The organism is Mesorhizobium sp. CA14 (genome assembly GCF_020165195.1).
Lineage (GTDB): Bacteria > Pseudomonadota > Alphaproteobacteria > Rhizobiales > Rhizobiaceae > Mesorhizobium.
In genome coordinates, this window is the sequence record NZ_JAIUHR010000040.1 from 13246 (window position 1) to 26826 (window position 13581).

12 protein-coding genes are annotated in these 13581 nt (G+C 63.8%); 10 read left to right on the forward strand and 2 right to left on the reverse strand.

Annotated features, from left to right (window positions below; translation table 11 throughout):
* Nucleotides 1-9 precede the first annotated feature (9 nt).
* From LB565_RS27960 to LB565_RS28005, 10 genes are all read left to right on the forward strand, one after another.
* Complete coding sequence (locus LB565_RS27960) at nt 10-1521, forward strand: aldehyde dehydrogenase family protein (RefSeq protein ID WP_224589333.1); 1512 nt, start codon at nt 10-12, stop codon at nt 1519-1521.
* Nucleotides 1522-1580: 59 nt separating this feature from the next.
* Complete coding sequence (locus LB565_RS27965) at nt 1581-2834, forward strand: ABC transporter substrate-binding protein (RefSeq protein ID WP_224589311.1); 1254 nt, start codon at nt 1581-1583, stop codon at nt 2832-2834.
* 125 nt (nt 2835-2959) lie between these two features.
* A complete protein-coding gene (locus tag LB565_RS27970; protein WP_224589312.1) occupies nt 2960-3919 on the forward strand; it encodes a carbohydrate ABC transporter permease in 960 nt (319 codons plus the stop codon).
* A complete protein-coding gene (locus LB565_RS27975; protein WP_224589313.1) occupies nt 3916-4860 on the forward strand; it encodes a carbohydrate ABC transporter permease in 945 nt (314 codons plus the stop codon). Before LB565_RS27970 ends, LB565_RS27975 begins: the two co-directional genes overlap by 4 nt.
* A 21-nt stretch (nt 4861-4881) precedes the next feature.
* Entirely contained in the window at nt 4882-5997 is a 1116-nt protein-coding gene (locus LB565_RS27980) for an ABC transporter ATP-binding protein (protein ID WP_224589314.1), read from the forward strand.
* Nucleotides 5998-6003: 6 nt separating this feature from the next.
* Nucleotides 6004-7506 carry a GMC oxidoreductase gene (locus tag LB565_RS27985; protein ID WP_224589315.1) on the forward strand — a complete coding sequence of 501 codons (1503 nt, stop codon included), beginning with the start codon at nt 6004-6006 and terminating at the stop codon, nt 7504-7506.
* 208 nt (nt 7507-7714) lie between these two features.
* Nucleotides 7715-8476: a 3-ketoacyl-ACP reductase gene (locus LB565_RS27990; protein WP_224589316.1), complete on the forward strand. Its 762-nt coding sequence runs from the start codon at nt 7715-7717 to the stop codon at nt 8474-8476.
* A gap of 6 nt (nt 8477-8482) precedes the next feature.
* Nucleotides 8483-10111: a GMC family oxidoreductase gene (locus LB565_RS27995; RefSeq protein WP_224589317.1), complete on the forward strand. Its 1629-nt coding sequence runs from the start codon at nt 8483-8485 to the stop codon at nt 10109-10111.
* A 10-nt stretch (nt 10112-10121) separates the two neighbouring features.
* Nucleotides 10122-10439, forward strand: coding sequence for a Dabb family protein (locus LB565_RS28000; RefSeq protein ID WP_224589318.1), 318 nt, complete (start codon nt 10122-10124; stop codon nt 10437-10439).
* A 94-nt stretch (nt 10440-10533) separates the two neighbouring features.
* A complete protein-coding gene (locus LB565_RS28005) occupies nt 10534-11751 on the forward strand; it encodes an MFS transporter (RefSeq protein WP_224589319.1) in 1218 nt (405 codons plus the stop codon).
* 10 nt (nt 11752-11761) lie between these two features.
* Here the strand turns inward: LB565_RS28005 and LB565_RS28010 are convergent, their stop codons facing one another.
* Nucleotides 11762-12607 (reverse strand): EamA family transporter, encoded by an 846-nt coding sequence (locus tag LB565_RS28010; RefSeq protein ID WP_224589320.1) that lies wholly within the window; start codon nt 12605-12607, stop codon nt 11762-11764.
* A gap of 6 nt (nt 12608-12613) precedes the next feature.
* A complete protein-coding gene (locus tag LB565_RS28015) occupies nt 12614-13531 on the reverse strand; it encodes an endonuclease/exonuclease/phosphatase family protein (RefSeq protein WP_224589321.1) in 918 nt (305 codons plus the stop codon).
* Nucleotides 13532-13581 lie beyond the last annotated feature (50 nt).

Here is a 13581-nt window from a genome sequence, read left to right on the forward strand (position 1 = left end):
GAAGACATGATGAACGCACCTCTCAACATTGCCATGCCGGCTGAGGCGTCCCAGGCGCCGAAGGCCTACAAGCTCTTGATCGACGGCAAGCATGTCGATGCTCGCGACGGCTGCAGCATCGAACGCGCCAGCCCCGGCCACGGCTTCATTGTGTCCCGCTATGCGCAAGCGAGCGCGACGGAAGTCGAGGCGGCGGTGCAGGCCGCGCACAAGGCTTTCGAGACCGGCCCCTGGCCGCGCATGAAGGCGTCGGAACGCGCGGCGGTTCTGCTGAAGGCGGCCGATCTGATCGAGACCCGGCTGGAAGAGATCGCCCGCCTCGACGCGCTGGAATCCGGCAAGCCGATCGCCCAGGCGCGCGGCGAGATCGGCGGCGCGATCGACATCTGGCGCTATGCCGCTTCGCTTGCCCGCACGCTGCACGGCGAAAGCTATGCCAATCTCGGCGACTCCATGCTGGGCGTCGTGTTGCGCGAGCCGATCGGCGTCGTCTCGATCATCACGCCGTGGAATTTCCCCTTCCTGATCGTCAGCCAGAAACTGCCCTTCGCGCTGGCCCCCGGCTGCACGGCGGTGGTGAAGCCCAGCGAGATGACGTCCGCTTCCACTTTCGTGCTCGGCGACATCCTGCTCGAAGCCGGATTGCCGGCCGGCGTCGTCAACATCCTTGCCGGCTTCGGCGCCGACGTCGGTGCGCCGATGGTCAGCCACCCGCTGGTCGAGATGGTCTCCTTCACCGGCTCGACCCGTGTCGGCAAGATGACCATGGCCGCCGCTTCGAATTCCTTGAAGAAGGTCTCGATGGAGCTCGGCGGCAAGAACGGCCAGATCGTCTTCCCCGACGCCGATCTCGAAGCGGCGGCAGATGCCGCGGTGTTCGGCGGCTTCTTCAACGCCGGCGAATGCTGCAATGCCGGCAGCCGCCTGATCGTGCATGAGGCGATCGCCGACGACTTCCTCAATACGGTCAAGGCGCTGTCCCGGAAGGTCCGCGTCGGCGATCCGCTCGACGACCGCACCAAGGTCGGCGCGATGATCTCGGCCGATCATATGGAAAAGGTAGCCGGCTATGTAACGGCGGCGCAGACCGACGGCGGCAACGTTTTCACCGGCGGTGCCCGGCTTGCATCCAATGCCGGCCAATATCTCGATCCGACCATCATCCGTAACGTCACGGAGGACATGGCGATCGCCCGCGAGGAAGTGTTCGGGCCGGTGCTGTCCGTGCTCACTTTTGAAACGATTGAAAAGGCATTGCACATTGCCAACAACACGCCCTATGGTCTGTCTGCAGGGGTATGGAGCGCCGGCATAGACACGTGCATGTCGGTGGCGCGCGGTGTGCGTTCGGGGACGGTTTGGGTGAACACGTTCATGGAAGGTTACCCCGAGCTGCCTTTCGGGGGTTACAAGCAGTCCGGTCTCGGACGCGAACTCGGCAAACGCGCCGTCGAGGATTATACCGAGGAAAAGACTATCCAGTTTCATCGCGGCCAGCGCACCGGATGGTGGGTCGGCTGAGTTGGGAGACCCCGGCGGCCACCCCGCCGGTTCTGTGAATGCAACAAGGGAGGTAGTACATGTTGCGCAAACTGCTTATCGGAACGGCTCTTGCGACGAGCTTTGCGTTCTCGGCGCATGCCGCGGACGTCAAGGAAGTGCAGATGCTGCATTGGTGGACGTCGGGCGGCGAAGCGGCTGCTCTGAACGTGCTGAAGCAGGATCTGGCCAAAGAAGGCTATGCTTGGAAGGACGTGCCGGTGGCCGGCGGCGGCGGCGACGCCGCCATGACCGCGCTGAAGGCGATGGTCGCGGCCGGCAACTACCCGACGGCGTCGCAGATGCTCGGCTACACCGTGCTCGATTATGCCGCCGCCGGCGTTATGGGCGATCTCACCGAGACCGCCAAGAAGGAAGGCTGGGACAAGTCGGTTCCGGCCGCCCTGCAGAAATTCTCCGTCTATAATGGCAAGTGGGTTGCCGCTCCGGTCAACGTCCACTCCGTCAACTGGCTGTGGATCAACAAGGCGGTGATGGACAAGATCGGCGGCACCGAGCCGAAGACCTTCGACGACTTCGTGGCATTGCTCGACAAGGCCAAGGCCGCGGGCGTTATCCCGCTGGCGCTGGGCGGGCAGAACTGGCAGGAGGCGACCATGTTCGACTCCGTCGTGCTGTCGACCGGCGGGCCGGAGTTCTACAAGAAGGCGATGAACGACCTCGATGAGGAGTCGCTCAAGTCCGACACGATGAAGAAGTCGTTCGATAACCTCGCCAAGCTCGTCAAATATGTCGACCCGAACTTCTCGGGCCGCGACTGGAACCTTGCCACCGCCATGGTCATCAAAGGCGATGCGCTGGTTCAGGTCATGGGCGACTGGGCCAAGGGCGAGTTCCACGCCGCCAACAAGACCCCGGGCACCGACTTCCTGTGCTATCGCTTCCCGGGCACCGACGGCTCGGTGATCTACAACTCCGACATGTTCGGCATGTTCAACGTTCCGGAAGACCGCAAGGCTGCCCAGATCGCTCTGGCCACGGCCACTTTGTCGAAGAGCTTCCAGTCGGCCTTCAACGTGGTGAAGGGTTCGGTCCCGGCCCGCACCGACGTGCCTGACACCGACTTCGACGCTTGCGGCAAGAAGGGCATCGCCGACCTGAAGAAGGCCAATGAAGGCGGCACGTTGTTCGGCTCGCTGGCCCAGGGCTACGGCGCCCCGCCCGCCGTCGCCAACGCCTACAAGGATGTCGTGTCGAAATTCGTTCATGGTCAGATCAAGACCTCCGACGAGGCCGTGACCGAGCTGGTCAAGGCGATCGACGACGCCAAGTAAGGTTCGCTTGAAACAACCCTCCCCCGCTTCGGCGGGGGAGGTCTCCTGTCGACAAAAGGTGCGGGACAGACCCTGGCGCGTTTTCGCGCCGGGCGGGTTCCGACCAACCGGTACTGGATGAGCCGATGAGCACAGTTGCCGAAACCCAGATCAAGCTGACACCGGAGCACGACGCTCGTCCCGGCGCGACGGTCCGTTCGTGGCTGCAGGATCTGTTGCCGAAGATCGTGTTGGCGCCAAGCTTCGCGGCGACGATCGTCTTCGTCTATGGCTTCATCCTGTGGACGATCTATCTGTCCTTCACCAACTCCAAGACCTTCCCGTCCTATGACATAACCGGAGCCCGGGCTTATCAGCGGCTGTGGCGCTGGACCTTCGAGAGCGACCCACCTTCGAGCTGGTACACCTCGATCACCAATATGGGGATTTTCGGCTTCCTCTATATCTTGATCTGTCTGGCGCTCGGCCTGTTCCTGGCCATCCTGCTCGACCAGAAGATCCGCGGCGAAGGCGTGCTGCGGCCGATCTATCTCTACCCGATGGCGCTCTCCTTCATCGTCACCGGCGTCGCCTGGAAATGGTTCCTCGATCCCGGCCTCGGGCTGGAGCAGACGCTGCATCAATGGGGCTGGACCAGCTTCCATTTCGACTGGATCAAGAACAAGGATTTCGTCATCTACACGGTGGTCATCGCCGGCGTCTGGCAGGCTTCCGGCTTCGTCATGGCGATGTTCCTGGCCGGCCTGCGCGGCATCGACGGCGAGATCATGAAGGCGGCGCAGATCGACGGCGCTTCCACATTCCAGCTCTACCGCCGCATCGTCATCCCGCTGCTCAGGCCCGTCTTCCTGTCGGCCTTCATCGTGCTCGCGCATCTGGCCATCAAGTCCTATGACTTGGTCGTGGCGCTGACCAGCGGCGGGCCCGGCGGCTCGGCCTGGCTACCGTCCAACTTCATGTATGAGTTCACCTTCAAGCGCAACGAGATGGCGGTCGGATCGGCGAGCGCGGTGATCATGCTGATGACTATCACCGCCATCATCGTTCCGTATCTCTATTCCGAGCTCAGGGAGAAGTCGCGATGAGCGCTGTCGCTTCACCCGCCGGCCAGGTTGCAAGCGGCGCCCGTGCCAGGACGCTCAACCGCATCGTCATCTACGGCCTGCTCGCGCTGTTCGCGATCTTCTATCTGATGCCGCTCTTCGTCATGCTGGTCACCTCGTTCAAGACCATGGACGAGATCCAGAACGGCAACATGCTGTCGCTGCCGCATGCGCCCACCTTCGCGCCATGGATAAAGGCGTGGAGCGAAGTCTGCTCGGGCCTGACCTGCGTCGGCATGAAGGGCTACTTCTGGAACTCCATCAAGATGGTCGTGCCGGCGGTGCTGATCTCGACGCTGCTCGGCGCGCTCAACGGCTATGTGCTGACCAAATGGCGCTTCCGCGGCCACACGCTGGTTTTCGCCATGATGCTGTTTGCCTGCTTCATCCCCTTCCAGTCGGTGCTGTTGCCGATGGCGACGATCCTCGGCAGCCTCGGCCGCTTCGGCGTCACTCTGCAGAACGCGACCGGATTCAACTTCGGTCTCGGCAATTCGACCGTGAACCTGGTCTTCGTCCATGTGGTTTACGGCCTCGGCTTCACAACGCTGTTCTTCCGCAACTATTACGAAGCCTTTCCGACCGAGTTGGTGAAGGCGGCACAGGTCGACGGCGCGTCCTTCTTCCAGATATTTCGGCGCATCATGCTGCCCAATTCGCTGCCGATCATCGTTGTGACGGTGATCTACCAGTTCACCAACATCTGGAACGACTTCCTGTTCGCCTCCGCCTATGCCGGCTCCGGCGACGTGATGCCAATGACGGTAGCGCTGAACAATGTCGTCAACACCTCGACCGGCGTGGTCGAATACAACGTCAACATGGCGGCGGCGATGATTGCCGCGCTCCCCACCCTGATCGTCTATGTCGTCGCCGGCCGCTATTTCGTGCGCGGCCTGATGGCCGGCGCGGTCAAGGGCTGACCACATTCGGAAGGAACGACCATGGCTTTTCTGGAAATTGATGGGCTTAAGAAGCGCTTCGGGAATGTCGAGATCCTGAAGGGCATCAATGTCGAGCTCGAAAAGGGCGGCTTCCTGGTGCTGGTCGGCCCGTCCGGCTGCGGAAAGTCCACATTGCTCAACACCATTGCCGGGCTGGAGCAGATCACCGAGGGCCAGATCCGCGTCGACGGTCGCGCAATCAACGACCTGCATCCTTCCAAGCGCGACATCGCCATGGTGTTCCAGAGTTATGCGCTCTACCCCAACATGACGGTTGCCGGCAATATCGCCTTCGGCATGGAGATGCGCGGCGTGCCGGCGGCGGAACGCCAGGCGGCGATCGACAAGGTGGCGAAGATCCTGCAGATCGGCCATCTGCTCAACCGCAAGCCCAGTCAGCTTTCCGGCGGCCAGCGCCAACGCGTCGCCATGGGCCGGGCGCTGGTGCGCGACCCGAAACTCTTCCTGTTCGACGAGCCGCTCTCGAACCTCGACGCCAAGCTGCGCGTCGACATGCGCATCGAGATCAAACGCCTGCATGCCACCACCGGCACGACGATCGTCTATGTCACGCATGACCAGATCGAGGCGATGACGCTGGCGACCAAGATCGCCGTCATGCGCGATGGCGAGGTGCAGCAGTTCGGCACGCCGGCCGAGATCTACAACAACCCCACCAACATCTTCGTCGCCGACTTCATGGGCTCGCCGGCGATGAACCTGATCCCGGCCAAAATCGACGCTAATGGCAGCGGGCTGTCGGTGGTGCTGGACCGCGAGGCGCGCCAGCCGATCGTGCTGCCGATGTCCGGCGCGCCCTCAGGTCTTGCGGCCTTCAAGGACAAGCCGGTGATCTTCGGCGTGCGCCCCGAAGCGCTGACCGACCCGGAAGGTGCGGAACGCAACGCTTCGAACATCGCCACAGCCGACTGCCATATCGAAGTCGTGGAGCCGGCGGGATCCGACACTTTCGCCGTCACCAATCTGGGCGGCAAGGGCGTGGTGGCGCGGCTGAGGGCCGATGCGAATATCCAGCCCGGCACCAGCACGCCCTTGGCCTTCAACCTCAGCAAGGCGGTGTTCTTCGACCCGGCGACCGAGAAGCGCATTCTCTAAAAGGCTATGGCAAACCCGGATATCGTCATCATCGGCTCCGGCATCGGCGGCGCCACGATCGCCTCAGGCTTGGCCGGCAGCGGCGCCTCGATCCTGATCCTGGAGCGCGGCGAGCCGCTGCCCGCGACGCCGCATGCGCGCTCGACGCGCTCCATCTTCCTCGACGAGCACTACCGGCCGAAGGAGATGTGGCGCGAAGCCGGCGGCGCTGCTTTCAACCCGGGGAACTACTACTATGTCGGCGGCAATTCGAAGTTCTTCGGCGCGGTCCTGATCCGTTACCGCAAGGAGGACTTTTCCGAGCTCGAGCATTTCGGCGGCGTCTCGCCGGCCTGGCCGTTCTCCTATGACGAATTCGAGCCATGGTATTCGAAGGCCGAGCAGCTTTTTCGCGTGCGCGGCGCGCTGGGCGAAGACCCGACCGAGCCGTTCCATTCGATCCCCTACGCCTTTAAGCCGGTGCCGGACGAGCCGCCGATCGCGCGTGCCCGCGCCGAGCTGAAGAGCCTTGGACTGCACCCCGCTTCGCTGCCGCTCGGCGTCGACATCGAGACCTGGCTGAAGGAAGGCAAGACGGGCTGGGACGCCTTCCCCAACACCGGCCAGGGCAAGATCGACGCCCAGACCGGACCGCTGACGGCAGCACTAACCGACAAGAACATCCGCCTCCAGACCGGCGCGCATGTCGACTGGCTCGAAACCGCGCCGGACGGCAGGTCGATCGCCGCCATCCACTACACCCAGGACGGCGCGCAAAAGACGCTGTCGCCGAAGCTCGTCGTCCTGTCGGCCGGCGCGATCAATTCGGCCGCCATCCTGCTGCGCTCGCCGTCGGCGAAAGGCAAAGGCCTCGCCAACAGCTCCGACCAGGTCGGGCGCAATTTCATGAACCACAATTCGAGCGCGATGCTGGCCATCGATCCGCGCCGCCGCAACGACAGCGTCTACCAGAAGACGCTGATGCTCAACGACTACTATCTGTCCGACGGCAAGGGCGGGAAGCCGCTCGGCAATGTGCAACTGCTCGGCAAGATCGACGGCAACATGCTCAAGGCCAATGTGAAGACGATGCCGAAATTCGTGCTCGACTTCATGGCCGGCCACGCCGTCGACTGGTACCTGATGTGCGAGGACCTGCCCGATCCTGAAAGCCGCATCATGGTCGACGGCAAGGAGATCGTCATGCAGTGGCGGCGCTCCAACATGCAGTCGCTGGAAGGCCTGACCAGGGTCATGCGCGAGAACCTTCGGGCCTGCGGGTATCCGATCGTGCTGTCGCGGCCCTTCGACAAGCGCACGCCTTCGCATCAGTGCGGCACGGTGAAGATGGGCAACGACCCGGCAACGTCGCCGCTCGATCCCTTCTGCCGCGCCTGGGACCATCAAAACCTGTTCGTTGTCGACGCCGGCTTCCTGCCGACCTCGGCCGCCGTCAATCCGGCGCTGTCGATCGCGGCGCAGGCGCTGCGCGTGGCCGACTATCTCCGCAGGACGGAGCTTTCTTCATGATAGGCCGGCGCCACCCCTCATCCGCCTGCCGGCACCTTCTCCCCGTAAACGGGGAGAAGAAGGCTGGCCGCAACGCCGGCACCCATTCTGCAGCGCGGGCGATTGGCGAAAGCGCCGGCGACGGCATCCTTCTCCCCGTCACTATACGGGGAGAAGTGCCCGGCAGGGGGATGAGGGGCAGCGCTGACGTCCACAAGGCTAATCTCCAATGAACCGCCCCTCGGCCATTATCACAGGCGGCGCGCGCGGCATCGGGTTCGCCTGCGCCGAAGCGCTGGCAGACGCCGGTTTCGACATTCTGATCGCTGATCTTGCTCAGAAGCCTGCGGCTGGTCTCGCCGAAAACATCGCCGGGCGCGACGCGAAATTAGCCTACGCTCAATGCGATATCGCCGACCTTGCCGACCATTCGAAACTGGTCGAAGCAGCCACGGACACCTTCGGCCGCATCGACTGCTTGGTCAACAATGCCGGCGTCGGCGCCGTGGTGCGCGGCGATCTGTTGGAGCTGAAGCCGGAGAATTTCGACCGCGCCTTGAACATCAACCTGCGCGGCACGGTGTTCCTCAGCCAGGCCGTCGCCAAGGCCATGCTTGCGGCACCCGTAAACGCCGCCAGGTCGATCATCACCATCACCTCGGTGAGCGCCGCCATGGCTTCGCCGGAACGCGCCGACTACTGCATCTCCAAGGCCGGGCTTTCGATGTGGGTGAAGAACCTGGCGCTGCGGCTCGCACCCGAAAATATCGGCGTGTTCGAGGTGCGGCCGGGCATCATCCGCACCGATATGACGGCGGGTGTTTCCACCAAATATGACGCGCTGATCGAGGACGGCCTGGTGCCGGCAAAACGCTGGGGTGAGGCCGGCGACATCGGCGCTGTGGTGGCCGCGCTTGCCTCCGGAAAATTCGGCTTTTCGACAGGATCGGTCATCGATGTCGACGGCGCGCTCTCCGTGCCACGCTTGTGAGGAACAATGGCTGACTACATCATTGTTGGCGCCGGCCCGGCCGGCTGCGTTCTCGCCAACCGGCTGAGCGAGGATCCGGGCAATTCGGTCCTGCTTCTGGAAGCCGGCGGCAGGGACTGGCATCCGCTGATCCATATGCCGGCGGGCTTTGCCAAGATGACCAAGGGCATCGCCTCCTGGGGCTGGTCGACCGTGCCGCAGAGGCACATGAAAGATCGCGTCTTCTGGTACACGCAGGCCAAGGTGGTCGGCGGCGGCTCGTCGATCAACGCCCAGATCTACACGCGCGGCAATGCCCGCGACTACGACACATGGGAGAAGGAAGAAGGCCTGACCGGCTGGGGCTACCGCGACGTGCTGCCCTATTTCAAGCGCGCCGAAAACAACCAGCGTTTCGCCAACGACTATCACGGCGACCAGGGTCCGCTCGGCGTTTCGAACCCGATCTCGCCGCTGCCGATCTGCGAGGCCTATTTCCGCGCCGGCCAGGAAATGGGCATACCCTTCAACCCCGACTTCAATGGCGCGAGCCAGGAAGGCGTCGGCTATTATCAGCTGACCCAGAAAGATGCGCGGCGCTCATCGGCCTCCGTCGCCTATCTGAAGCCGATCGGCACGCGCAAGAACCTGACAGTCAGGACAGATGTCCTGGTCACCCGCGTCGTCGTCGAGAAGGGCCGCGCCGTCGGTGTGGAGATCGTCGACAGGCGGGGCGGCGAAAAGACGATCCTGCGCGCCGAACGCGAGGTGATCGTCTCGTCTGGCGCGATCGGCTCGCCCAAGCTCCTCATGCAATCGGGCATCGGCCCGGCCGATCACCTGAAATCGGTCGGCGTCACGCCGGTGCATGACCTGCCCGGCGTGGGTTCAAACATGCAGGACCATCTCGACCTGTTCGTCATCGCCGAATGCACCGGCGACCACACCTATGACAATTACGCCAAGCTGCACCGCACGCTATGGGCAGGGCTGCAATACCTCTTGCTCAAGAAGGGGCCGGTCGCCTCGAGCCTGTTCGAGACCGGCGGCTTCTGGTACGCCGACCCGACGGCCGCCTCGCCCGACATCCAGTTCCATCTCGGCCTCGGTTCCGGCATCGAGGCCGGCGTCGAGAAGCTGAAGAATCCGGGCGTGACGCTCAACTCCGCCTTCCTGCGCCCGCGCTCGCGCGGCACGGTGCGGCTGAAGAGCGCCGACCCGGCCGACCATCCGCTAATCGATCCGAACTACTGGTCGGACCCTTATGATCGCGACATGTCGATCAAGGGGCTGAGGCTCGCGCGCGAGATCATGCGGCAGAAGGCGCTGCAGCCCTATGTGCTGCGCGAGGTGCTGCCCGGCCCTGCCCTGCAAAGCGACGCCGACCTCTTTGACTATGCCTGCCGCTCCTCCAAGACCGATCATCACCCAGTCGGCACCTGCCGAATGGGCCATGACGCAATGGCGGTGGTGACGCCGGATTTGAGGCTGCGCGGCATCGAAGGCCTGCGCGTCTGCGATGCATCGGTGATGCCGCGCGTCCCCTCCTCCAACACCAACGCGCCCACCATCATGGTCGGCGAAAAGGGCGCCGATCTCATCCTCGGCCGCGAGCCGCTGCCACCGGCCGTGTTCAAGGGCAACCAGGCGGCATGAGGCGTCAACGATGATCCGGCATTGCGTCTTTGTCCGCTTTCGCAACGACGTTCCTGAGACCGAACGCGCGGCAATTCACGCCGATCTCGAAGCGTTGCGCGCCGTCATCGACGGCATGGGCAAGGTGGAGTTCAGCGCCAATGTCAGCCCGGAGCCGTTCGGGCGCGGCTTCGGCCACGGCTTCACCATCGATTTCCGCGATGCCGCCGCCCGCGACGCCTATCTGGTACACGAAGCGCATCAGCGCGCCGGCGCCCGTCTGATCGCCGCCCTCGAAGGCGGCACCGACGGGCTGATGGTCATCGATCTCGAGGTGACGCAAATGTGACCGCTCGCCGGCTCAAATCCGGCAGCCGTCCCGTTCTCTTTTGCCCGCCCTGGAACATATCGTTCCGTTTGGGGGATGCAAAAGGAGGACCGCCTTGAACCTCACCACTGGGCAGAAGAAAACCGTAATCGCATCGTTCCTCGGCTGGACGCTCGACGCTTTTGATTTCTTCCTTCTGACTTTCCTGCTCACCGATATTGCCGCTGAGTTCCAGACCGACGTTCCGGCGGTCTCCAAAGCACTGTTCCTGACGCTGGCGACGCGCTTCATCGGCGCGTTCTTCTTCGGCATGCTTGCCGACAGATACGGCCGCAAGCCCATCCTGATGCTCAACATCGTGAGCTATTCGGTGATCGGGGCTTTAGCCGCCTTCTCGCCCAACCTCGGCGTATTCCTGGCGCTGCGCGCGCTGTTCGGCATCGCCATGGGCGGCGAATGGGGCCTGGGCAGCTCGCTCGCCATGGAATCCATTCCGCCGAGCGCGCGCGGCACGGTCTCGGGCATCCTGCAATGCGGCTATCCGACCGGCTATCTGCTGGCCGCGGTGGTCTACGGGCTGCTTTACGGGCAGAAGATCGGCGACTTCACCTTCGGCTGGCGCGCCATGTTCCTGCTCAGCTTCCTGCCGGCGCTGGTTGTGCTGTTCATCCGCTCGCATGTGCCGGAATCGCCGGCCTTCGTCGAGGGCCGCGCCCAGACGCGGCCCGGCCTCCTCGAAACGCTGCGGAAGCACTGGCGCATCGCGCTCTACGCCGTGGTGCTGATGATGTTCTTCAACTTCTTCAGCCATGGCACGCAGGATCTCTATCCGACCTTCCTGAAGAAGCAGCACGGCTTTGATCCGCACACGGTGAGTTGGATCACCATCGTCGCCAATATCGGCGCCATCGTCGGCGGCCTGGCCTTCGGCGCGCTGTCGGAGAGGATCGGCCGCATCAACGCCATCACGCTCGCCTGCGTGATCGCCCTGCCGGCAATTCCGCTATGGGCCTACACGACCACGCCCTTCATGCTGGCAATCGGCGCTTTTATCATGCAGGTCGCGGTACAGGGCGCCTGGGGGGTCATTCCGGTGCATCTCAACGAATTGTCGCCGGGCTCGGTGCGGGCGACGCTGCCCGGCTTCATCTACCAGGCCGGCAATCTGGCGGCATCCTATGGCGGTCCCTACCAGGCCGGTATCGCCGAAGCGCCGGGAGGCAGCTATGGCTATGCGCTGGCCCTGTTTGCCGGCGTAGTCGCCGTCTGCATCATCGTCGTCATCCGCTTCAGTCCGGAAAAGCGCGGCCAGGTGATGACCGTGCTCGGCTGAGGGTCTGTTTTCAACCCATTCTGAGCGCCGCGACGCCGGCAACAATGCCGAGCGCCGCGGCTGCGCGCCAGACGGTCATCTTCTCGCCCAGCGCCAGCACCGAGATCAGCATGGCGAACAGGATCGAGGTCTCGCGCAGCGAGGCGACCGAGGCGATCGGCGCCTTGGTCATTGCCCACATCACGATCCAGTAGGCCGCGCCGCTGAGAACGCCGGTGAACAGCCCAGCCTTCCAGTCGCGCGCCAGCACCGGAAGCGACTGCGGCCCGCGAAAGAAGATGCACAGCACAAGCGCCCACGTCGCATCGCAGACGAACAGCCAGGCGGCGTAGCTCTGCGCGGTTGCCGCGAGCCGCGCGCCGCTGCCGTCGGAGAGCGTGTAGCTGGCGATGAAGATCGAGGTGCCGAGCGCGAAGCCGACCGCGCGCAGATTGAGCTTCTCCAGATGCGCCCCGCCGCGGAACGACATGACCAGCGTGCCCGCCGACAAAAGCACGATGCCGAGCATGGCGAATGGCGCCGGGACCTCGCCGACCATGACAATGCCGCCGAGTGCGGAGAGCAGCGGTGCGGTGCCGCGCGCCAGCGGATAGGTCTGGGCGAAATCGCCCGCCTTGTAGGCGCCGATCAGGAAGGTCCGGTAGCCCATGTGGAAGATCACCGAGGCGATGATGTAGGGCCAGACCTCGGCCTTTGGCATCTCGACGAAGGGAAGCACGAACAGCGCCGCAAAGCCCATGCCGAGCGTCATCAGTGTGATCGACAGGAAGCGGTCGAGATGCACCTTGACCAGCGCGTTCCAGATCGCGTGCATGGCCGCCGCCGAAAGCACCGCGAGGAAGACGAACAGTGTCATGCTGCTTCACCTGCCCGCCAGGCCTGAGGCGACGCCCGGCGTTTCCAAATCGATATCCACCCGGAGCGGAAAATGGTCGGAAGCCACCTCGCCGACATCGGCGCTGACCGAACGCACGCGCCCGGCCAGCATGCCGCCGACGAAGCAATGATCGAGCCGTCGTTTCGCCAGCCTGCCATCGATGATCTTTTCGTGCGTATGGAAATCCGGCCCGGATTCGCTGGCGACGGCCGCGGCATCAACGAAGCCATCGATATAGGCAGCCCCGCGATGATAGGGCACATTGCCGACGATACGCCGGTATTCGGCGCTGCCCGGCTCCATGTTGAAGTCGCCCAGCCAGATCGCCGCCAGCGGGTTTTCCGGTTCCGGCTGGCCGTTCGCCCAGTCGCGCTGCGGTTCGTCGTCGACACCGCTCCAGGGGCCGCCCTCGGCCGGCGCGCGGCGATGCTCGGCAAGCAGATAGTCGATCTGCTCCAGCCGCTCTTCGGCCGCGATATGCGCCAGATGCAAGGAAAGCACCCGCACCGGTCCCGCCGGCGTGCGGATCATGCACTCCAGCGCCGCATTGCGGGTGTTGAGCGGCCTAAGCGTTCGCCGCAGCGGCAACGTGTGCAGCCGCGACCAGACGATCGGCAGCTTGGACAGCACCATCGTGCCGAACTGCCGCCTGCGGTTGACGATGCGGCCGCCCCGCTTCTCGCTGGCATCCATATCGAAGGCTGGGCCGTAGGCCCAGTAATAGTCGGCCAGCAAGCTGGACAGGATCTCGGGCTGGTCGTCCTCATTGGTGCGAGGCCAATGCCGCTCCACCTCCTGCAACGCGATGATGTCGGCGCCCTCCACCAGCCTGGCACAGCGGCTGAGATCGTAGCGCCCGTCGCTGCCGTAGCCGTACTGAATGTTGTAGCTGATCAGCTTCATTGATTAACCGGCTTACTTCTGGTGATCGCAGTAGCGCAATTCCAGGAAAA